General features: G+C 70.3%; 17 protein-coding genes. 9 read left to right on the plus strand and 8 right to left on the minus strand.

All coding sequences use genetic code 11. The features are described 5' to 3' along the window. Nucleotides 1-281 precede the first annotated feature (281 nt). The 4 genes from V5F53_RS20485 to V5F53_RS20500 all read left to right on the plus strand — a co-directional run bounded on the left by V5F53_RS20485 (nt 282) and on the right by V5F53_RS20500 (nt 3,940). Nucleotides 282-1,235, plus strand: coding sequence for a siderophore ABC transporter substrate-binding protein (locus V5F53_RS20485; RefSeq protein ID WP_393995503.1), 954 nt, complete (start codon nt 282-284; stop codon nt 1,233-1,235). After that, the gene (locus V5F53_RS20490) at nt 1,232-2,227 is read left to right on the plus strand and encodes an ABC transporter permease (protein WP_393995504.1); all 996 of its coding nucleotides are present in this window, start codon (nt 1,232-1,234) and stop codon (nt 2,225-2,227) included. The genes V5F53_RS20485 and V5F53_RS20490 overlap by 4 nt, the downstream gene beginning before the upstream one ends. A 61-nt stretch (nt 2,228-2,288) precedes the next feature. After that, on the plus strand, nt 2,289-3,185 hold the full coding sequence (locus V5F53_RS20495) for an iron chelate uptake ABC transporter family permease subunit (protein WP_393995931.1): 897 nt from the start codon (nt 2,289-2,291) through the stop codon (nt 3,183-3,185). After that, nucleotides 3,182-3,940 carry an iron ABC transporter ATP-binding protein gene (locus tag V5F53_RS20500; protein ID WP_393995505.1) on the plus strand — a complete coding sequence of 253 codons (759 nt, stop codon included), beginning with the start codon at nt 3,182-3,184 and terminating at the stop codon, nt 3,938-3,940. Before V5F53_RS20495 ends, V5F53_RS20500 begins: the two co-directional genes overlap by 4 nt. An 11-nt stretch (nt 3,941-3,951) precedes the next feature. Here the strand turns inward: V5F53_RS20500 and V5F53_RS20505 are convergent, their stop codons facing one another. After that, complete coding sequence (locus V5F53_RS20505; protein WP_393995506.1) at nt 3,952-6,111, minus strand: TonB-dependent receptor plug domain-containing protein; 2,160 nt, start codon at nt 6,109-6,111, stop codon at nt 3,952-3,954. A 347-nt stretch (nt 6,112-6,458) separates the two neighbouring features. Here V5F53_RS20505 and V5F53_RS20510 point away from each other — a divergent pair, with 347 nt between their 5' ends. The 4 genes from V5F53_RS20510 (at nt 6,459) to V5F53_RS20525 (ending at nt 10,565) form a co-directional block, all read left to right on the plus strand. Then, nucleotides 6,459-7,520 carry an ABC transporter substrate-binding protein gene (locus V5F53_RS20510; RefSeq protein ID WP_393995507.1) on the plus strand — a complete coding sequence of 354 codons (1,062 nt, stop codon included), beginning with the start codon at nt 6,459-6,461 and terminating at the stop codon, nt 7,518-7,520. A gap of 10 nt (nt 7,521-7,530) precedes the next feature. Beyond that, complete coding sequence (locus V5F53_RS20515; protein ID WP_393995508.1) at nt 7,531-8,556, plus strand: FecCD family ABC transporter permease; 1,026 nt, start codon at nt 7,531-7,533, stop codon at nt 8,554-8,556. Nucleotides 8,557-8,558: 2 nt separating this feature from the next. Continuing rightward, the gene (locus V5F53_RS20520; protein WP_393995509.1) at nt 8,559-9,338 is read left to right on the plus strand and encodes an ABC transporter ATP-binding protein; all 780 of its coding nucleotides are present in this window, start codon (nt 8,559-8,561) and stop codon (nt 9,336-9,338) included. A 111-nt stretch (nt 9,339-9,449) separates the two neighbouring features. Next, nucleotides 9,450-10,565, plus strand: a complete 1,116-nt coding sequence (locus V5F53_RS20525; protein WP_393995932.1) for an NAD(P)/FAD-dependent oxidoreductase — start codon at nt 9,450-9,452, stop codon at nt 10,563-10,565. Between the two features lie 247 nt (nt 10,566-10,812). Here the strand turns inward: V5F53_RS20525 and V5F53_RS20530 are convergent, their stop codons facing one another. The 6 genes from V5F53_RS20530 to V5F53_RS20555 all read right to left on the minus strand — a co-directional run bounded on the left by V5F53_RS20530 (nt 10,813) and on the right by V5F53_RS20555 (nt 18,043). Then, nucleotides 10,813-11,466: an FABP family protein gene (locus tag V5F53_RS20530; RefSeq protein WP_393995510.1), complete on the minus strand. Its 654-nt coding sequence runs from the start codon at nt 11,464-11,466 to the stop codon at nt 10,813-10,815. A gap of 302 nt (nt 11,467-11,768) precedes the next feature. Next, nucleotides 11,769-12,935: a CaiB/BaiF CoA transferase family protein gene (locus V5F53_RS20535; RefSeq protein ID WP_393995511.1), complete on the minus strand. Its 1,167-nt coding sequence runs from the start codon at nt 12,933-12,935 to the stop codon at nt 11,769-11,771. Between the two features lie 130 nt (nt 12,936-13,065). Next, the gene (locus V5F53_RS20540) at nt 13,066-14,193 is read right to left on the minus strand and encodes an acyl-CoA dehydrogenase family protein (RefSeq protein ID WP_393995512.1); all 1,128 of its coding nucleotides are present in this window, start codon (nt 14,191-14,193) and stop codon (nt 13,066-13,068) included. A gap of 93 nt (nt 14,194-14,286) precedes the next feature. Further along, a complete protein-coding gene (locus V5F53_RS20545; protein ID WP_393995513.1) occupies nt 14,287-15,477 on the minus strand; it encodes an acetyl-CoA C-acyltransferase in 1,191 nt (396 codons plus the stop codon). 98 nt (nt 15,478-15,575) lie between these two features. After that, entirely contained in the window at nt 15,576-16,343 is a 768-nt protein-coding gene (locus V5F53_RS20550) for a 3-hydroxyacyl-CoA dehydrogenase (RefSeq protein ID WP_393995514.1), read from the minus strand. A 29-nt stretch (nt 16,344-16,372) separates the two neighbouring features. After that, nucleotides 16,373-18,043, minus strand: coding sequence for an acyl-CoA synthetase (locus V5F53_RS20555; protein ID WP_393995515.1), 1,671 nt, complete (start codon nt 18,041-18,043; stop codon nt 16,373-16,375). A 158-nt stretch (nt 18,044-18,201) separates the two neighbouring features. Here V5F53_RS20555 and V5F53_RS20560 point away from each other — a divergent pair, with 158 nt between their 5' ends. Further along, the gene (locus tag V5F53_RS20560; RefSeq protein WP_393995516.1) at nt 18,202-19,197 is read left to right on the plus strand and encodes an AraC family transcriptional regulator; all 996 of its coding nucleotides are present in this window, start codon (nt 18,202-18,204) and stop codon (nt 19,195-19,197) included. 337 nt (nt 19,198-19,534) lie between these two features. Here V5F53_RS20560 and V5F53_RS20565 read toward each other — a convergent pair whose 3' ends face one another. Further along, nucleotides 19,535-20,956, minus strand: a complete 1,422-nt coding sequence (locus V5F53_RS20565; protein WP_393995517.1) for a glutamate synthase subunit beta — start codon at nt 20,954-20,956, stop codon at nt 19,535-19,537. Nucleotides 20,957-21,231: the final 275 nt, after the last annotated feature.

Below are 21,231 nucleotides of genomic sequence, written 5' to 3' on the forward strand. Positions count from 1 at the left end.
GTATTCGACCCCATGCGGTACATTTGTCGCCCGATCTTGACGCCATGCGCGCGTTGTAAGATGACAGTATGAATGCAGATCGGATGCAGAACATTTATATGGTTCGCGGAGAGCTGCATTCATTGGGTTGAAGAGTCGATATGAGCGCTATTTTTATTTATTCTAATTTGAATTATTCTGCGGTCTCGGTTGCCCCTCCGTCCGCCGCCCCCGGATCGCGGCGCCTCCGCGACGCCGTCGTCTGGACGGGCGCGAGTGCGCGCGGGACCCGGCGGCGCCCCTTGGCGCGGGTGGTACTCGCGCTCCTGACGGTGTCCTTGGCGGTGCTGCTGGCGGCGGTTTTGGCGCTGTCCGCGGCGCCGGCCCTGGCCGCACCTGTCGCCGTGCAGCACGCCCGGGGCGAGACGGTGCTCGCCGAGCCGCCGAAGCGGGTGGTGGTGTTCGACCCCGCCGCGCTCGACACCCTGGACGCGCTGGGGGTGGAGGTGCTCGGCGTGCCGGGCGCGAACCTGCCGGACTTCCTCGCCAAGTATCGCGACGACCGCTACCTGAAGGTCGGCACCCTGTTCGAGCCGGATTACGAGGCGGTGGCGGCGGCGGCGCCGGACCTCATCATCATCGGCGGCCGTTCGGCGGCCAAATATGCCGAGCTGGCGAAGATCGCCCCCACCATCGACCTCACCGTCGATTCCGGCCACTTCCTGGACAGAACCCGGGCCAATGTGGAGACCCTGGGCCGGCTGTTCGACAAGGCCGAGCCGGCGCAGGCCCTGACGGCGCGGCTCGACGCCGCCCGGGCGCGGGTGAAGGCGGCGGCGCCGGATGCCGGGCGCGTGCTCATGATCATGGTCGCCGGCGGCAAGCTGTCGGCTTATGGCGCCGGCTCGCGCTTCGGCTGGATCTATGGCGACCTCGGCCTCGCGCCGGTGGCGGCCGGCAAGGAGGGCGACACGCACGGCGACGTGATCTCCTTTGAATACATTCTGAAGGCCAATCCCGCCTGGCTGCTGGTGCTCGACCGCGACGCCGCCATTGGCCGCGCCGCCGTCGCCGCCCGGACGGTGCTGGACAACGACATCGTCGCCGCCACTCAGGCTGCCCGGACCGACCGCATCGTCTATCTGGATGCGGCGCGCTGGTATGTGGCGGGCGGTGGCGGACGGGCCACGGTGGAGATCACGGAAAGCCTCGCCGACGCGCTGGAGGGTCAGGCGAAGGGTGGGGCCGGGAAATGAGCGCGTCCGCGCCGGTCCGGCGGCGCGCCGGGCCCGTGGCGTTCGCCGCCGCGCTTGCCCTGCTGCTGGCGCTGGCGGTGGCGAGCCTGTTCATCGGTGTCGGCGACCTGCGCCTCTCGGCCCTGCGGCCGGGGGCGGAGGGGGATGGGCTGCTGCTGCTGCTGGCCAGCCGGCTGCCGCGCACGCTGGCCCTGGTGTTCGCCGGCCTCTCCATGGGGGTCGCCGCGGTCATCATGCAGATGCTGTTCCGCAACCGCTTCGTGGAGCCCACCACCGCCGGCACCGCCGAGGCGGCGCGGCTGGGGCTGGTCACCGTGATGCTGCTGGCGCCCGAACTGCCGATGCTGGCGAAGATGCTGGTGGCGGCCCTGTTCGCCCTGGCCGGCACCTTCCTGTTCCTGCGCATCGTCGAGCGGCTGGCGTTTCGCACCACCCTCATCGTGCCGCTGGTGGGGCTGATCCTCGGCGGGGTGATCGAATCCGCCTCCACCTTCCTCGCCTATCGCTTCGACCTGCTGCAGGCGCTGGCGGCCTGGACCACGGGTGACTTCTCCGGCGTGCTGCGCGGGCGGTATGAACTGCTGTGGATCGCCGTGCCGCTGGCGCTGGTGGCCTATCTGGCGGCGGACCGCTTCACCGTGGCGGGCCTGGGCGATGCCTTCGCCACCAATCTCGGGCTCGACTATGGCCGGGTGGTGGCGCTGGGGCTCGTCGTGGTCTCGCTGGTGACGGCGGCGTGCGTGGTGACGGCGGGCACGGTGCCGTTCCTGGGCCTCATCGTCGCCAACGTGGTGGCGCTGGTGCTGGGCGACAACCTGCGCCGGACCCTGCCGTGGATTGCCGTGTCCGGGGCGGTGTTCCTGCTGGGCTGCGACATCGTCGGACGCCTCATCCGCTTTCCCTATGAGATCCCGGTGGGCACGGTGGCGGGCGTGCTGGGCGCCGCCGGCTTCCTCTTTCTTCTGCTCGGGCGGCGCTATCGGCTTGGCTAATCTCCTCTCCCGGCGGCCGGCGCGGGTGCTGCTGGTGCTCGCGGGCCTCGCCCTGCTGTCCATGCTGGCCTTCCTGACCGTGGGGGTGCGCGGCAACTGGGGCTTCGTGCTCGGCTTCCGGGGCACCAAGCTCGCCGGGCTGGTGATGGTGGGCACCGCGGTGGCGGTCTCCACCGTGGTGTTCCAGACGCTGACCCAGAACCGCATCCTCACCCCGGCGGTGATGGGCTTCGATGCCCTGTTCGTGGTGTTCAAGACGCTGCTGGTGTTCGCGCTGGGGGCCCAGGCGGTGCTGGCCTTCGACCCGCGCGGGCGCTTCCTGGTGGAGGCGCTGGTGATGGTGGCGGCGGCGCTCGCCCTGTTCCGCCTGCTGTTCGCCGACGGGCGCAACAGCCTGCATCTGCTGCTGCTCACCGGCGTGGTGTTCGGGGTGCTCTGCCGCTCGCTCGCCGGCCTGCTGCAACGTATCCTGGACCCCAATGCCTTCGCCGTCCTGCAGGGGCTGTTGTTTGCCCAGTTCAACGCCGTGGATACCACCCTGCTGCCGCTGGCGGTGGTGGTGATCGTGGTGGCGAGCGGGCTCGCCTTCCACCTGTCGCCCACCCTGGATGTGCTGTCCCTGGGGCGGGAGACGGCCATCAACCTTGGGGTGAACTATCGCCGGGTGGTGGCGCTGCTGATGGCGCTGGTGGCGGTGCTGGTGTCGGTCTCCACGGCGCTGGTGGGGCCGGTGCTGTTCTTCGGCCTGCTGGTGGCCAATCTCGCCTATCACCTGGTGGGCACCGACCGGCACCGCTACACCCTGCCGGCGGCGGTGCTGCTGGCGGTGATCTGCCTCGCCGGCGGGCAGATGGTGCTTGAGCGCCTGCTGAACCTTGGCGCCACCCTGAGCGTGGTGATCGAGTTCGTGGGCGGGCTCGTGTTCATCGCGCTGCTGCTGCGGAGGGACCGCACGTGATCGAGATCCACACCCTCTCCAAGTCCTATGGCGCCGCGCGGGTGCTCGACCAGGTGTCGCTGTCGCTGCCGCCGGGGGGCTTGACCGCCCTGGTGGGGCCGAACGGGGCCGGCAAGTCCACCCTGCTTTCCATCGTCGCGCGGCTGATGCCGGCGAGCGGCGGGCGCGTCACCCTTGATGGGGAGGATGTCGCCACCCTGCCGGGCGCGGCCCTGGCGCGCCGCCTCGCGATCCTGCGGCAGGCCAATGCGGTGACGCCGCGCCTGACGGTGGCGGAGCTGGTGGCGTTCGGCCGCTTTCCCCATTCCGGCGGCCGCCTCACCGGCGCCGACCGGGAGATGATCGAGCGGGCCATCGGCTATGTGGATCTCGTCGCGCTGCGCGACCGTTTCCTGGACGAATTGTCCGGCGGCCAGCGCCAGCGGGCCTTCATCGCCATGGTGCTGGCCCAGGATACGGACTATGTGCTGCTGGACGAGCCGCTGAACAATCTCGACATGAAGCATGCCGCCGCCACCATGCGCCTGTTGCGCCGGGCCGCCGACGAGCTGGGCAAGACGGTGGTGGTGGTGCTCCACGACATCAACTTCGCCTCCTGCCACGCCGACCGCATCGTCGCCATGAAGGACGGGCGCCTGGCGTTCCAGGGCCCGCCCGCCGCGCTGATGCGCCCCGAGGTGCTGCGCGCCATCTACGACATGGACATCGCGGTGATGGACGTGGACGGCGACCGGGTGGGCCTGTTCTACCGCTGATCCGCGGCAGTTTAGAACACCACGCGGCCGTTGATGAAGTAGTTGCGGCCGGCCTGCGGATAGAGCCACTCGGTCTCGTACTGGGTGTCGAAGATGTTCTGCACCCCGGCCGAGAAGGTGGTCTGGGGATTGAACTGGTATTCGGCCGTGAGGTTGGCGAGGCCGTAGCCGGCGGTGCGCACATAGCTGAGCGAACCGAAGGATGGATTGGTCCAGCGCGAGGCGGAGAAGGTGGCGGAGGGGATCAGGGTCAGGTTCTGCCACGCCTTCCACTTGGCGTAGAGGAAGGCATATTGCTCCGGCGTGCCCAGGGGCTCGATGTCGATGATGGGTGAGTTCAGGTCGATGTGAATATAGGTGTAGTTGCCGCCCAGGATCAGGGTTTCGGTGGCCTGCCACTCGGCCTTCAGGATGAAGCCGGTGTTGTTGCTGGTGCCGACGTTCTGGTTCTGGGTGATCCAGGTGTCGTTGGCCACGCTCCAGACGTCGGTGTCGACGCTCTGGATGAGGTTGGTGACCTGGTTGAAGAACACCGAGGCGCCCAGCGCCAGGGTCTTGTTGAAGGTGTCGCGCCAGGCCAGCTCGTAATTGGTGGCGCGCTCGGCCTGCAGGGTGGGGTTGGCGACGGCGGAGCCGAACCGGGAGCTGAAGCGTTCGAACAGGGTGGGGAAGCGGGTGCGGCTCGACACCGAGGCGTTCACCTGGCCGGTGTCGCTGTAGCGATAGATGCCGGCGAACTGCCAGTCGAGGGTGTCGTCGGTGGTCAGGGGGTGGCTGTAGAGCTGGCTGCCGCTGCCGTTGATGTTTCCATAGTCTTCGGCCAGAAGCAGGTTGCGGTAATTGTAGCTGACACCGGCGACGAAGTCGAAGTTCTTGGTGAAGTGAACGGTGTTCTCGACGCCGAAGGACAGAACCGCTTCCGACTGCTTGATGGTGGGGTCCCAAACCGTGGTGCCGAAGCCGGGCGTGTTCTCGTTCTGCGCGGCGTGGCTGTCGCGGCGATAGGTGAAGACGCCCTTTATGGTGTCCTGGGGGTGGAGTTCGTGCACCAGCTCCAGGTCGGTGCCGAAGCTCTCATCATTGTAATAGGAGTTGAAGCCGCGCTGATATTGTGTCTGGAAGGCGGTGTTGTCGTAGGCGGCAAGGGTGTTGTCGAACCAGGTGTTGTAAAAGCGGGTATTGAGATAGGTCTTGTCGCCGATAGCGGTCTTCGACAGGAAATAGAGGGTCTGCCAGTTCCACTGCGGCCAGGTCCAGTTGCGGCCCTGGTTGGCGTCGGCCCAGCCCTTCCAGCCGTCGGGGGTGCGCACATTGTGCCAGATGTCGTAGGGGGTGCCCTTCTCCCCCTGCTGCACGGTGTAGTTCAGAGTATATTCGTCGGTGGCGTTGGGGGTGAAGCCGGCCTTGAGGTTGATGCGCCAGTCCTGGGATTCGGAGTGATCGCGCCGGCCGCCGTCCTCGGCCCAGGGGTTGAGCGGGGTGAAGCCGCTGGGCAGGAAGAAGCCGTCGGAATCGGCGAAGGCGCCGGTCGCCTGCAGGTAATAGCCCTCCTGCCGGGTGCCCAGCGAGAAGGTGCTGTTGAAATCGGTATAGGTGCCGGTGTTGCCGAGGCCGACGCCGGCCCGCACCTCGCCTTCCACCGCGCGGGTGGGTTTGCGGGTGACGAGGTTGATGGCGCCGCCCATGCCGCCGGGGCCGTTCAGGATCGAGACATAGCCTTCCTGCACCTGCACTTCGGACAGGTCCGGGGTGACGAAGCGGCTGATATCCAGGCGGTTGTCGTACGGCAGGTAAACCCGCACGCCGTCGATGGAGACCGGCACCTGCCACAGATTGAAGCCGCGCACGGAGACCGTCGGCTCGTTGCGGGCCCCGCCGGAGGAGACCGCCACGCCGGGCGCCAAGGTCAAGGCGTCGTCCAGGCGGTTGCGGTTGAAGGTGTACATTTCCTCATTGCTGAGGGTAACCTCGGAGATGGCGGCTCCGGATGTCTCCCAATACTCGCTGGCGCTGGCAGACACCACGTTGATCTGGCCCAGTTCGAACACCGTGGCGGCGGTGTCGGCCGCGATGGCCGGGCTGGTGCTGGCTGCCTGCTGGGCCTCGGCGGCGGAGACGGCCGCCAGCAGCGCGAGCGACGATGCCGTCGCGCGAAGAGCAATCCTGCGCATGGAAAATCCCACAGATAAAGGCTGCGGGCCGAAACTGGCGGCCCCAGGCGTGGCAACACGACCGACGGCGGACGTCCGCTGGACACAGCCGGAACACGGCACCCGGGTCCCGCTCATCGCTATATCTAGGTGTATATAACTGTAACCTGACGAAGGGCAATCACCTTCCGGTAAGAAATATGGCGAAACTTATTATCATATTGATTATAAATGATAAAAATATGCCATATCTGCGGCAGAGGTGGTCTGGTGCGGCGTTTTGACGGAGCCATGGCGCGAATCTGGCGCGCATTTCAATATCCATTGGCATATAGCGAAGGCTCAAAATCACGGCGGCGGAGGGGAACATGGGCGGGGCACCTTTGCGACGGCGCGCCGGGCTCGCGGCGCTGCTGCTGGCGGGCGTTCTGGGGGCTTGGCCCGGCGCGCGCGCGGCGCAGGCGGAGGCGGTGACCGACGCCGCCGGCCGGGTGGTGGCGGTGCCGGCCCAGGTGGAGCGGGTGTTTCCGGCCGGCCCGCCGGCGGGCCTGGTGCTGTTCTCCCTGGCGCCGGAGCGGATGGTGGGCTGGACCTTGCGGCCCGCGCCCGCCGCGCTCGCCTTTCTCGGGCCGCAGGCCGACAAGCCGGTGCTGGGCTGGCTGGCCGGGCGTGGCGGCGATGCCAATCTGGAAGCGGTGCTGCAGCGGCGGCCGGATCTCATCGTCGACATCGGCATGACCTCCGGCACCTATGTATCGCTGGCCGAGCGGGTGCAGCAGGCCACGTCCATTCCGGTGCTGTTGCTCGACGGCCGGCTCACGGCGCTGCCCGGCACCTATCGGACGCTGGGCGCGGCCCTCGGCGTGGCCGCCGCCGGGGCCGAGCGGGCGGACTGGATCGCGGGGCAGCTCGGCGCCATCGCCACGCGGCTCCAGGGCGTGCCGGCAGCCGACCGGCCGAAGGTCTATCTCGCCCGCGGCACCACCGGCCTGGAGAGCGCGCGGGCCGGCGCCATCAATGTGGAGGCGGTGGAGGCGGCGGGCGGGCGCAACGTGGTCGGCGAGGCGCTGGGAGCGGGCAGCCTCGTCACCGTCTCCATGGAACAATTGCTGGCGTTCGACCCGGACGTGATCGTGGCGCTCGATCCGGGTTTCTTCGCCCGCATGAGGGACGACCCCGCGTGGCGGGAGCTGCGGGCGGTGACGACGGGCAAAGTGGTGCTGGCGCCGCAGCTGCCGTTTCCCTGGGTGGACTATCCGCCGTCGGTCAACCGCGTCATCGGCGTGGTCTGGCTCGCCACCCTGCTGCACCCCGCCATCATGGACATCGACCTGCGCGGCGCGGCGAAGGAGTTCTACCGCCTGTTCTATCACCATGCCCTCACCGACGCGGAGCTGGACGGGCTGATGAAGGATGCACGCTTCCAATGAGCGCCGCCGCATGAGCCCTCCCGTCGCCGCCGCGCTCCGCCGCGCGCCCCTCGCCGCCGGGTGTGCCGGCCTTCTGCTGCTGGCGGCGCTGGCGTTCGCGGTGGGGGCCTATCCGGTGGGGGGGGAGGCGCTGGCGGGCTGGGCCCGGTGGCGCCTGGGCCTCGGCGCCGCGCCCGCGGGGGTCGTGGTGGCGGTCATCGAGAACATCCGGGGGCCGCGCATCCTGGCGGCCATGGGGGTGGGCGCGGCGCTGGCCACGGCGGGCGCCGCCTATCAGAGCCTGTTCCGCAATCCGCTGGTGTCGCCGGACATTCTCGGCGTGTCCTCGGGCGCGGCGCTGGGGGCGGTGCTGGGCATCTTCCTGGCGCTGCCGGTGGCGGGGGTGGAGGCGGCCTCCTTCGCCGGCGGGCTGGCGGCGGTGGCCACCGTCTATGGCGTCGCCCATCTGGTGCGCGGGCATGAGCCGCTGCTGGTGCTGGTGCTGGCCGGCATCGTCATCGGCACCCTGTTCTCGGCCGGCATCTCCATTCTCAAGGTGCTGGCGGACCCCTACAACCAGCTGCCGGCCATCACCTTCTGGCTGCTCGGCTCGCTGGCCGGGGCGGGGCGCAAGGAACTGGTTCTGCTCGGGCCGGCCCTGCTCGCCGGCCTCACGCCGCTGCTGTTGCTGCGCTGGCGCATCGACATCATGACCCTGGGCGAGGAGGAGGCCCGCGCCCTGGGCGTGGAGGCGGGGCGGGTGCGCGCCATCGTCATCCTCGCCGCCACCCTGCTCACGGCCACGGCGGTGTCCATCGCCGGCATCATCGGCTGGGTGGGGCTGGTGGTGCCGCATCTGGCGCGGCTGGTGGTGGGCCCGGCGTTCGCGCGGGTGGCGCCGGTGGCGGCGCTGATGGGCGCCGGCTTCCTGCTGACGGTGGACACCGTGGCGCGCGGGGTGAGCACCGTGGAAATCCCGCTCGGGGTGCTCACCGCGCTGGTGGGCACTCCGGTGTTCCTGTGGCTGCTGGCCACCTCGCGCCGGGGCTGGGGCTGAGCATGGCGGTGCTCGCGGCGCGCGATCTCGCCTTCGGCCATCACGGCCGGCCGGTGGGCCAGGGGGTCAGCCTCCAGCTCCAGGCCGGCGAGGTGCTGTGCCTGCTCGGGCCCAACGGCGGCGGCAAGACCACCTTGCTGAAGACCCTGGTGGGCCTCAAGCCGGCCCTCGGCGGCGCCGTGGCGGTGGAGGGCGAGCCCCTGGCGCGATGGGATGCGGCGCGGCGCGCGCGGGTCATCGGCTTCGTGCCGCAGAGTGCGCCGGCGAGCTTCGCCTTCAGCGTGCGCGAAATTGTGCTGATGGGCCGGGCGGCGCGCCACGGCCTGTTCGCCCAGCCCGACGCCGCCGACCGGATGGCGGCCGATGCGGCGCTGGCGCGGGTGGGCGCGGGCGGTCTGGCCGATCGCGCCTTCACGGCCCTGAGCGGCGGCGAGCGGCAGATGGTGCTGATCGCCCGCGCGCTCGCCCAGGGCCCGCGCCTGCTGGTGCTCGACGAGCCCACAGCCAGCCTGGATTTTGCCAATCAGGATAAGGTTCTGGAATTGATCGCCGCGGTCGCGGCGGAGGGGCTGGGCGTGCTGTTTTCCACCCACCACCCCGATCAGGCGTTCGCGGTGGGCACCCATGTGGCGATGCTGCGCGAGGGCACGCTCATGCGCCAGGGGCCGGTGGCGCAGGTGCTGACGGCGGAGAACCTCACCCGCCTGTACGGCCGCCCGGTGGGCGTGGGCGAGGTGGAGGGCCGGAAGGTGTGCTTCACCCGCGCACGGCCTGGCGGCTGACCCTGCCCCGGCCGCACCGGCATGGCGGAGCGCTCGATTCCGCCCGGCTCCGGACTATGCTGCGCACAGGGGCTGAGTCTGTCGGGGTGCGCGGACATGGATCGTGCGGACATGGATCGGGTGGAGTGCATCGTCGTGGGGGCGGGGGTGGTCGGGCTCGCGGTGGGGCGCGCCCTGGCGCAGGAGGGGCGCGAAGTGATCGTGCTGGAGGCGGAGAGCGCCATTGGCACCGGCACCAGCGCCCGCAATTCGGAGGTGATCCACGCCGGCCTCTATTATGATCCCGGCAGCCTCAAGGCGCGGCTGTGCGTGGCGGGGCGCCAGGCGCTCTACGACTATTGCGCCGCCCATGGGGTGGGGGTGTCGCGGCTGGGCAAGCTCATCGTCGCGGCCGCGCCCGACGAGGTGGCCTATCTGGAGAAGCTGAAGGCGACCGGCGCCGCCAATGGCGTCGATGACCTGCGCCTGCTCGACGCGGCCGGGGCGCGGGCTCTGGAACCGGCGCTGTCCGTTCATGCGGCGCTGTTCTCCCCCTCCACCGGCATCGTCGATTCCCACGGCCTGATGCTGGCGCTGCGGGGTGACCTGGAGGCGGCGGGCGGCATGGTGGCGCTGGCTGCGCCGTTCGTCCGTGCGGAGGCGAGCGAAACGGGCTTCCGGGTGAGCGCCGGTGGCGCCAGCCCGCTCACCCTGGGGTGCCGGCTGCTGGTCAACAGCGCCGGCCTGGCGGCGACGGCGGTGGCCGCGCGGATCGGCGGGCTGGATGCGCGCTTCGTGCCGCGCCCCCGCTTCGCCAAGGGCAATTACTTCACCTGCGCCCGCAAGGTGCCGTTTCGCCACCTCATCTATCCGGTGCCGGAACCGGGCGGGCTCGGCACCCATCTCACCCTGGATCTCGGCGGGCAGGCGCGGTTCGGGCCCGATGTGGAATGGGTGGAGCGGCTGGACTATGGGGTAGACCCGGCGCGGCGGGCGCCCTTCCTCGCCTCCATCCGCCGCTACTGGCCGGAGGTGCGCGACGACGACCTGCTGCCCGGCTATGCCGGCATTCGCCCCAAGCTCGACTGGCCGGCGGGCGAGGCTCCGGATTTCGTCCTGCAGGGGGAGGCCGCCCATGGCGTGCCGGGGCTGGTGAACCTGTTCGGCATCGAATCCCCCGGCCTCACCAGCGCCCTGGCCATCGGCGATGCGGTGGCGGAAATGCTCAGCGGGCGGGCGCAGCAATAGGGCGCGCCCGCGCGATTCCCATGGTGGAGAGGCGAGGCGACGCCCCTCGGCGATCCGGGCGGGACGAGAGAGCCCCGGGGCCCCCCCCGTGCGCCGGGGCGCGGGCGGGAGCGCGCGGCGCCGATCCGGCGGCCGGGCCGAGGGGGGCGCCACTGCCGGGTCGCGCCACCCGCCGACTTCATCCGCGCCCTCCATCGGCCCCATCACCCCGCCCGCCTCTGCGGCCCGCCGGCGTGGCGCGGGCGGGTCAGGCCTCGGCGGGTTCCAGCTGCGGGGCCGCCATGGGGTTGGGGCGCGGGCGCAGGATGCGGCGCAGGGTGTTGGTATCGGTGTGGTTGAACGCCGGCAGCTGCCCGCGGATCGCAAGATCGGTGCGGGTCACGTAGGTCCAGCTTCCATCGGCGTTGAAGGTGATGTCGATGCGGTAATAATCGGTGCGGAAGGCTTCCTCCAGGAAGGTGGTGGACGCGATGCCGAAGCGCGTGTCGCCGCGCCGGGCCTCGACCGTCAGGGTGGTGTCGTCGGCGCCGGCGGTGCCGCCGGCCAGCACCACCTGGCCGCGCGGGATGGCGATGGTCTGCATGATGAGGCCGGTCGCCGGTTCCCACAGCCAATAGCCAACCTGGTCGTGGAACGTGCCCGTCTCGCCCGGCGCGGTGATGTGGACGTGGTAGCGCAGGCCGTAGAGCAGCTGGGGGCCGTTGGTCTGCGGGTCGATGGGCTCCATCCGGACGACTTCGCTGAACACGCGCCGCTCCGGGCCATCGGCCTTCGGGTTCACGTCCACGCCGGTGTCGGACTGCCAGGTGCCGGCGAGGCGGCGCAGGGGGCCGAGATTGGCGAGGGTGTCGGGGGAGAAATCCTCAGGCTCGGTATAGATATCATCGAGACGGTTCGACATCGGGCAACATCCTGAGAAAATATGAGGGGGGGCGGCCCGGCTGGGGTCCGGTGGGCGTCGGCGCTCCTGTACCGCCTGCGCCTGTTTAAGGCCGGCGGGGGCGGCGCCACAAGGGCGGCGAAATGGCTCAGACCCTTGGCCGTCCCCCGCTTTTGGCCGTCCCCCCTTCGGCCGGTGGACCGCTGGCCGGCGACTTTCGCAGGCGGCCGCCCGATGGCCTGGCTCAGGACAGGCGCAAGGCGACGGAGTGTGGGGCGGGGAGGGCCCGCGCGGGTCCTCCCGAGAGCGTCGGCGCGGGCGTGTCAGCGCAGCGCCGGCGGCCAGTCGAGGCCGGTGCGCCCGTCGGGGTCCACAGGCGCAATGGCCGCGTCCATCTGCGCCGGGGAGAGGCCCAGCGCCCCCAGAATGGCGCGGCTCTGGTCGGTCTCGTCCAGGGGGTGGGCGACGGCGGGGGTGCGCGACAGGCGCGGCACGGCCGGCACCGCGTGCGGGCCCGACGTGGGGTGGCGGGCGGCGATATGGGGGTCGTCCCACACCTCGTGCGGCTCCAGCACCGGGGCGACGCAGGCGTCGGTTCCGGCGAACAGGGCGGCCCACGCGTCACGCGGGCGGGAGAGGAAGGTGGCCGCCAGCCGATGCTCGATCTCGGGCCAGTTGGCGGCGGCCATGTGGTCGGGCACTGCGCCCAGGTCCAGGGTGCGCCACAGCGTCTCGAAGAAGCCCCGTTCCAGGGCGCCCACGGCGATATAGCGGCCATCGGCACAGGCATAGGAGCGATAGAACGGCTTGTCGCCCGCCAGCAGGCCGTCGCCGCGCGCCGGCCAGTGGGGGGTGCGCCACAGCGGCAGGTGCATGGCCATCAGCGAGAGCGAACCATCGATCATGGCGGCGTCGATGAACTGGCCCCGCCCGGACCGCTGCGCCTCGATCACCGCCGCCAGAATGCCGATGGCAGCCACCATGCTGCCGCCGGCGAAATCCGCCACCAGGTTCAGCGGCGGGCTGGGCGGCCCGTCCTTCGGCCCCAGGCCCCCGAGCACGCCGGAGAGCGCCAGATAGGTCAGGTCGTGCCCCGCCTCCTTGGCGCGCGGGCCATCCTGGCCGAAGCCCGTGATGGCGCAATAGACCAGCTTGGGGTTGAGCGCGGACACTTCCGCATAGGCGGCGCCGATGCGCGCCGCGACGCCGGGGCGGAAGCCTTCCACCAGCACGTCTGCGGTCTTCACCAGGGCATGCAGCGCCTCGCGTCCGGCCGGGGACTTGAGGTCGAGGGAGATGAAGCGCTTGCCGCGCGACAGCTCGGGAATGGCGACGCCGGCGCGCCCGCCCCCAACCACGATCACTTCGGCGCCGAGATCGGCCAGCAGCATGGTGCAATAGGGGCCGGGCGCGAGCCGGGAGAGATCGACCACGCGAATGCCGGCGAGCGGCCCTTTCGGCGGCTCGGTGGCGGGGGGAAATTCGGTCATCTGGCGTGTCCTCCGGCCAGCCTTGATGGCGAGCCTGGTGTTGTTCATGCGGTTTCTGTGGCGCGCGCGGATCCCCGCCCCGGCGTTGGCGCGCCGTGGCCGGGGGGATGTCCGGCGCGGATCGTGCCTCTCAGAGGCTGCGGGCGATGACGATGCGCTGCACGTCGCTGGTGCCCTCATAGATCTGGCACACGCGCACATCGCGATAGATGCGCTCCACGGGGAAGTCGTTGAGATAGCCGTAGCCGCCGTGGATCTGGATGGCCGCCGAGCACACCTGCTCCGCCGTTTCCGAGGCGAACAGCTTGGCCATGGAGGCTTCGGTGAGGCAGGGCAGACCGGCTTCACGCAGCGACGCGGCGTGCAGCACCATCTGCCGGGCGGCCTCGATGCGCATGGCCATGTCGGCGAGGCGGAAGGCCACCGCCTGATGCTCGATGATGGGCTTGCCGAAGGTGACGCGCTCCTTGGCGTAGGTCCGCGCCGCCTCGAACGCGGCGCGCGCCATGCCCACCGACTGGGCGGCGATGCCGATGCGCCCGCCTTCCAGATTGGCGAGCGCAATCTTCAGCCCCTCACCCTCCGCGCCCAGGCGCAGGCTTTCGGGAAGGCGCATGTCGGTGAAGGCGAGGGCGCAGGTGTCGGAGGAATGCTGGCCCAGCTTCTCCTCCACCCGCGCCACCTCATAACCGGGGGTGTCGGTGGGCACGATGAAGGCGGAAATGCCCTTCTTGCCCGCATCCGGGTCGGTGACCGCGAACACGATCACCACATCGCCATTCTGGCCCGAGGTGATGAATTGCTTGGCGCCGTTCAGCACATAATGATCGCCCTCGCGCCGGGCGCGGGTGCGGATGGCGCCGGCATCCGAGCCCGTATGCGGCTCGGTGAGGGCGAAGCCGCCGATCCATTCGCCCGACGCCAGCTTGGGCAAAAAGCGCTGCTTCTGCGCCTCGGTGCCGAACTTCACGATCGGCCCGCAGCCGACCGAGGAGTGCACCGAGACGATGGTGGAACAGGCTCCGTCCGCCGCCGCGATCTCCTCCAGCGCCAGGGCGTAGGACACGAGGTCGGTGGCCGCTCCACCATATTCCTCCGGCACCAGCATGCCGAGGAAGCCGAGGTCGCCCAGCTCCTTCAGCTCGGCGGCGGGAAAGGCGTGGGCGCGGTCGCGGGCGGCGGCGCCGGGGGCGAGGCGGCCCTGGGCGAAGGCGCGCACCGCGTCGCGGATCTCGGTCTGGGTCTCGGTGAGGATCATGGGCGGTTTCCCCGGCAGGTTTGTTCTTGTGGTCGGCGAAAGGCCCTCCCCCGGAGGGGGGAGGGCATCATCGGCTGGTGGGCGTGCGGTGGCTCAGTTCAGGCGCTCGATGGCGACCGCGGTCGCCTCGCCACCGCCGATGCACAGTGAGGCGATGCCGCGCTTCAGGCCGTATTTCTGCAGCGCCGCCAGCAGCGTCACCATCACCCGCGCGCCCGAGGCGCCGATGGGGTGGCCGAGCGCGCAGGCGCCGCCATGCACGTTCACCTTGTCCTCAGGCAAGCCGAGATCCTTGATGGCCACCATGGGCACCACGGCGAACGCCTCATTGACCTCGAACAGGTCCACGCCCTTGAGATCCCAGCCGGTCTTCACCGCCAGCTTCTCGATGGCGCCCACCGGGGCGGTGGTGAACAGGTTGGGCGCCTGGGCGTGGGTGGCATGGCCGACAATGGTGGCGAGCGGGGTCAGGCCGCGCTTTTCCGCCTCCGAGCGGCGCATCAGCACCAGGGCGGCCGCGCCGTCCGAGATCGACGAGGAATTGGCGGCGGTCACCGTGCCGCCATCGCGGAAGGCGGCCTTCAGGGTGGGGATCTTGTCCAGCTTGGCCTTGGGCGGCTGCTCGTCGGTGGCCACCACGCGCTCGCTCTTGCCGGCCTTGACGGTCACCGGCACCACCTCGGCGGCAAACGAGCCGTCGGTGATGGCCTTCTGCGCCTTGGTGAGGGAGGCGATGGCGAACGCATCCTGGGCCTCGCGGGTGAACTGGTAGGCCTGCGCGCAATCCTCCGCGAAGGTGCCCATCAGCCGGCCCTTGTCATAGGCGTCTTCCAGGCCGTCGAGGAACATATGGTCCAGCACCCGGCCATGGCCCATGCGATAGCCGCCGCGGGCGCGGTCCAGGAGATAGGGGGCGTTGGTCATGCTCTCCATGCCGCCCGCCACCGCCACGTTCGCCGAGCCCGCCAGCAGCAGGTCGTGGGCGAACATGGCCGCCTTCATGCCCGATCCGCACATCTTGTTGACGGTGGTCGCGCCCGCCGACAAAGGCAGGCCGGCGCCCAGGCCCGCCTGGCGCGCCGGGGCCTGGCCCTGGCCGGCCGGCAGCACGCAGCCGAACACCACCTCTTCCACCTGGTCCGGCGACAGGCCGGCCCGCTCCAGCGCCGCGCGAATGGCGGCGGCGCCGAGGGTGGAGGCGTTCACGTCCTTGAAGTCGCCCTGGAAGCCGCCCATGGGGGTGCGGGCAGAGCCGACGATGACGATGGGATCAGAAGCCGTCATGGTGTTTCATCCCTGTGCTTGGAGCCTTCTTGCGCGTGCGAAAAAGCCGCCGTGCGAAGAAGACGCGTCGTTTCTGTTCTCAGATGGGTCCGCAAGACCTAGCGCGGCGGCATGCGCAGGGCGCCGTCGAGGCGGATGACCTCGCCGTTCAGCATGGTGTTTTCCAGAATATGCTTGACCAGCGCCGCATATTCCGGCGGGCGGCCGAGCCGGGGCGGGAAGGGCACGCTCTTGCCGAGAGCGTCCTGCACCTCCTGCGACATGCCCGCCATCATGGGCGTTTCGAAGATGCCCGGGGCGATGGTCACCACCCGCACGCCGAACCGCGCCAGCTCGCGCGCCGCCGGCAGAGTGAGGGCCGCCACCCCGCCCTTGGAGGCGGCATAGGCGCATTGGCCGATCTGCCCGTCAAAGGCGGCGATGGAAGCGGTGTTGATGATGACGCCGCGCTCGCCATCCGCGCCCGGCTCTTCCTTGGTGATGGCATCGGCCGCCAGCCGCAGCATGTTGAAGGTGCCGACGAGGTTGATGGACACCGCGCGGGCGAAGCTGTCCAGCCGGTGCGGGCCCTCGCGGCCCACCACCTTCTCGCCCGGCGCCACACCGGCGCAATTGACCAGGCCGTGGACATGGCCAAAGGCGTCCTTCGCCAGGGCGATGGCGGCCAGGCCGTCCGCCTCGCTGGTGACGTCCGCCTTCTGGAAGCGGAACGCCGCGCCCAACTCTGTGGCGACCGCCTCGCCCGCCGCCGGGTTGATGTCGAGGCCCACCACCTGGGCGCCCTCGCCCACCAGCAGGCGGGACACCGCGGCACCGAGGCCGGAGCCGGCGCCGGTGACGAGAAAGACGCGATCCTTGATCTGCATGGAATTCCCCCCTTCTTGCAGCGCCCCGGTCAGGAGGCGCTGTCCTTGGTCTTGTTGGCGTCCTGGTTGCGCAGCATGAACCGCTGGAGCTTGCCGCTGGGTGTCTTCGGCAGCTCGGTCCTGAACTCGATCTCGCGCGGATAGGCGTGGGCCGAGAGCCGGTGCTTCACATATTGGCGCAGTTCCTCCGCCAGCGCCTCGCCGGGCTCCACGCCGGCGCGCAGGATCACGAACGCCTTGACGATCTCGGTGCGCTCCGGGTCGGGCTTGCCGATCACCGCCGCCTCGATCACCGCCGGGTGCTCGATGAGGGCGCTTTCCACGTCAAACGGGCCGATGCGGTAGCCGGACGAGGTGATGACATCGTCCGCCCGGCCGACGAAGCTGATGCGGCCGTCGGCTTCCAGCTCCACCGTGTCGCCGGTGCGGTAATAGCCGCCGGCCATGGCCGGCGTGTCCTGCCGCCAGTAGCCGGTGAACCACAAAAGCGGCGAGTTTTTCATGTCGACGGCCAGCACGCCAGGCACGTTGGGCGGCAGTTCCTCGCCGGTCTCGCCCAGCACCACCATGCGGTAGCCGGGCATGGCGAAGCCGGCCGAGCCGGGGTGGACCTCGTGCTTCAGGCGATGGTGGTTGTTGACCACCATGCCCAGCTCGGTCTGGCCGTAGTGGTCGTGGATGGGCGCGTCGAGGTGCGCGGCGAACCAGCGGATCACCTCCGGGTTCAGCGGCTCACCGGCGCTGGAGACCACGCGCAGCTGGCCCTTCACGCTGGCAGCCGCCTCCGGGCCGGCGGCGATCAGCAGCCGGTAGGCGGTGGGGGCGCCGGCAAGGTTGGTGATGCCGTGGCGCCGGATGATGTCGTAGGTGCTCGCGGCGGTGAAGGGGCCGTCATAGAAGGTGGTGGCGTGGCCCAGCAGCAGTGGGCCGGTCACCGCGTAGTAAAGGCCATAGGCCCAGCCGGGATCGGCGATGTTCCAGAATTTGTCCTGCGGCCGCAGGTCCACCGCGTCGCGCATGTAGATGATGAAGGCCAGCAGCGCCTTCAGCGGTACCGGCACGCCCTTGGGCAGGCCGGTGGTGCCGGACGTGGACATCATCAGGAACAGGTCGGAGCCCTTGCGCGGCACTGGCGCAAAGTCCGCCGCCTCGCGGGCGAGCGCGGCGTGGAAGTCCAGGTCGTCCACCCGCGGCGCCGGGTCGCCCGGCCGGGTGACGACGGCGACCTTGGGCGTCTTCTCGATCTCGTCCAGCTTGGGCCGGTTGTGGGTGTCGGTGACCACCAGCCGCGCGCCGGAGGTCTTCAGCCGGTGCTCGATCGCCTTCGGCCCGAACGCGGTGAACAAAGGCTGGTAGACCGCCCCCGCCCGCCAGGTGCCGAGGATGGTGATGAGCAGCTCCGGCGTGCGCGGCAGGAGGCCGGCCACCACGTCGCCCGGCTGGACGCCCAGGGCCGTGAGCAGGTTGGCGAAGCGGGCCGAGAGCGCCTGCATCTGGGCAAAGGTGTAGCTGGCGCGGCGGCCGTCGGCGCTTTCCCAGTCGAGGGCGGTGCCGCCCGCCGCCACGTGGCGGTCGCAGCACTCCACGCAGGCGTTGACGCCGGTCTCCAGGTCGCCCTCCAGCAGGGCCGCGACATCGGTGAGGCGGAACGCGCGAACGGCCTCGGCATGGGTTGGCGCGGGTGTGATGGCTTCGGCCATGTGGCTCCTCCATTGGCTCCCTGCTTCCGGATGGGCGGGAGCCGCTTTGTGTTGGCCCGATCTAGCGACGATCGCGGGTGGCATGCGATGACCAAAGGAGACTAAAATAATGATCGGTTTGGCCATGGCGGCCGCCGGCGCGGACGCGGGGAGGAGACATGGAACGGGGGATGATTTCGCCCGGCTTCGTGGAGGACGCGCTGCAGTGCCTGCGCCGGCGCGGCATCGACGAGACGGCGCTGCTGGCGCGCGCGGGCCTGCCGGCGGTGGTCACCGGGGCGGTGTCGGCGGAGCGTTACGGGGCGCTGTGGCTGGCCATCGCCGAGGCCATCGACGACGAGTTCTTCGGCGAGGGCGCGCGGCCCATGCGCTGCGGCAGCTACACGCTGCTGTGCCACGCCATCCTTTCCGCCCGGACCCTGGAGCAGGCGCTGAAGCGGGCCCTGCGCTTCCTGCGGCTGGTGCTCGACGACCCGTGCGGTGAGCTGGTGGTGGCGGACGGGCTCGCCCAGATCGTGCTGAAGGACGCGGGGGCGCCGCGCTCGGCCTTCGCCTACCGCACCTTCTGGATCATCGTGCACGGCATCACCTGCTGGCTGGTGGGCCGTCGCATCCCCTTGCGGCAGGTGGACTTCCGCTGCGGGCCGCCGGCCCATGGCGCCGACTACCGGTTGTTCTTCGGGGCTCCGGTTCGGTTCGCCCAGCCCGTGAGCCGGCTGGCCTTCGATGCCGATTTCCTGAAGCTGCCGGCCATCCGCAACGAACGGGCGCTGCGCGATTTCCTGCGCCGGGCGCCGTCCAACATCCTGGTGCGCTACCGGCATGACGCCGGGCTGGTGGCGAAGGTGCGCGCGCGGCTGCGGGCGACACCGCCGCCGGCATGGCCCAGCTTCGCGGCGCTGGCCGCGCAATTGCGCATGCCCGAGCCCACCTTGCGCCGCCGGCTGCGGATGGAGGGCCAGACCTACCGCGACATCAAGGACGAGCTGCGCCGGGCGCTCGCCGTGACCGCGCTGGCCACCGGCGGACGGGAGGTGGCGGCCATCGCCGGCGATCTCGGCTTTTCCGAGCCGAGCGCGTTCCACCGCGCTTTCCGAAAATGGACCGGCAAGAGCCCGGGGGCCTATCGCCGCGAGGCCGCGCGGGAGGCGTGACGCCCAGGCCCACCCCTTCGAGAGCCACCCCTTCGAGGTTCCGCGACTTCAAGCGCCACGGCTTCATGGGCCGCGACTTCGGCCCAAACGGGAGCCTGCGCTTGTGGGGCCGCTCCTCCGGCGCGGGCTTCGGGGGCGCTTATGAAAGAGACTCTGCCCGCCCGGGCCGTGCGCCAGTCCGGAATTGCCGCGGACCTCTGTCGGGGCGCGGCAGCGGCGGAATGCCTGTGATCCCTGGTACCCTGAAACGCCAAGGCCTGCGTTGCACTCCCAATCGCGGAGGCAATGCAGGCCCGGAGCACAGGGGGCCGGCGCGGGTGCGCGCCGGTGTGCGCGTTCAGCGCGGCAGGGTGGTGGCGCCCATCAGCGCCTCGTCGATGGCGCGGGCGGCCTGCCGGCCCTCGCGGATGGCCCACACCACCAGCGACTGGCCCCGGCGCATGTCGCCGGCGGCGAACAGCTTCGGCACCGAGGTGGCATAGTTCTCGTCGTCGGCGGCCACATTACCGCGCTTGTCGATGGCGACGCCGGTGTCGGTCAGCATGCCCTCATGCACCGCATGGGCGAAGCCGATGGCCAGGAACACCAGGTCGGCGCGCAGCACGAACTCGGTGCCGGCGATGGGCTGGCGCTTGGCGTCCACGCGGGCGCACTTCACGCCGGTGACGCGGCCGTTGCGCCCCTCGATGCCGAGGGTGGCGCAGGCGAATTCGCGCTCGGCGCCTTCAGCCTGCGACGAGGAGGTGCGGAACTTGGTGGGCCAATAGGGCCACACCGCCAGCTTGTCTTCCTTGGTGGGCGGTACCGGGCGGATGTCGAGCTGGGTCACCGACAGGGCGCCCTGGCGGAAGGCGGTGCCGACGCAGTCGGAGGCGGTGTCGCCGCCGCCCACCACCACCACGTGCTTGCCGGCGGCCAGGATCGGCAGCTCGCGGATGTCCTCGTCGCCCTCGCGGCGGTTGGACTGCACCAGATAGGGCATGGCGAAGTGCACGCCCTCGAACTCCTGGCCGGTCAGCCGGGGATCGCGCGGGGCCTCGGAGCCGCCGGCGAGCAGCACCGCGTCATGGCCGTCGATGAGCGCCTGGAGGGGGTGGGTGATGCCCACGTTCACCCCGTAATGGAAGGTGACGCCCTCGGCCTCCATCTGCGCCACGCGGCGGTCGATGTGCTTCTTTTCCATCTTGAAGTCGGGAATGCCATAGCGCAGCAGGCCGCCGGCCTTGGGCTCGCGCTCATAGACATGCACCTCGTGGCCGGCGCGGGCGAGCTGCTGGGCGGCGGCGAGGCCCGCCGGGCCGGAGCCGACCACCGCCACCTTGCGGCCGGTCTTCACCGCTGCCGGCTCGGGGCGGATCCAGCCCTTCTTCCAGCCCATGTCGGCGATGGACTGCTCCACCGTCTTGATGGTGACCGGCATGTCCTCCAGGTTCAGGGTGCAGGCTTCCTCGCAGGGGGCGGGGCAGACGCGGCCGGTGAACTCGGGGAAATTGTTGGTGGAGTGCAGGTTGCGCACCGCCTCTTCCCACTCGCCGCGATAGACGAGATCGTTCCAGTCCGGGATCTGGTTGTGCACCGGACAGCCGTTGGGGCCGTGGCAGAACGGCACGCCGCAATCCATGCAGCGCGAGGCCTGGTTCACCACCTCGGATTCGGGCAGCGGCAGCGTGAACTCGCGGAAATGGCGAATGCGGTCGGAGGCGGGCTGATACTTCTGCTCGCGCCGATCAATCTCCAGGAAACCGGTGACCTTGCCCATGGAAACCCCTTTGGGAACCGCGTTGCGGGAGCTTGCGCGCGCGCCGCATCTGCGCGCCGCGCTCCATTACAAGAATTAGAACAGCTTGAGGACTCGCAATTCGCGCGCGCCGCCCGGCCTGTGCACTCGCCCCGCGTCGGTGGCTCGGGAGGTGGCGCCAGCCCCAGTGGGGCTGGCCGAGGCGATGGATTGGCCGTGCGCGCCCAGGACCCGGCAAGACCGGATGCCGGCGCGCCGGGCGCCCGCCGCCCCTCCCCACGCGAGGGAGAAGCCGG

Origin of the sequence: Xanthobacter cornucopiae (assembly GCF_043195065.2) — a bacterium.
GTDB lineage: Bacteria > Pseudomonadota > Alphaproteobacteria > Rhizobiales > Xanthobacteraceae > Xanthobacter.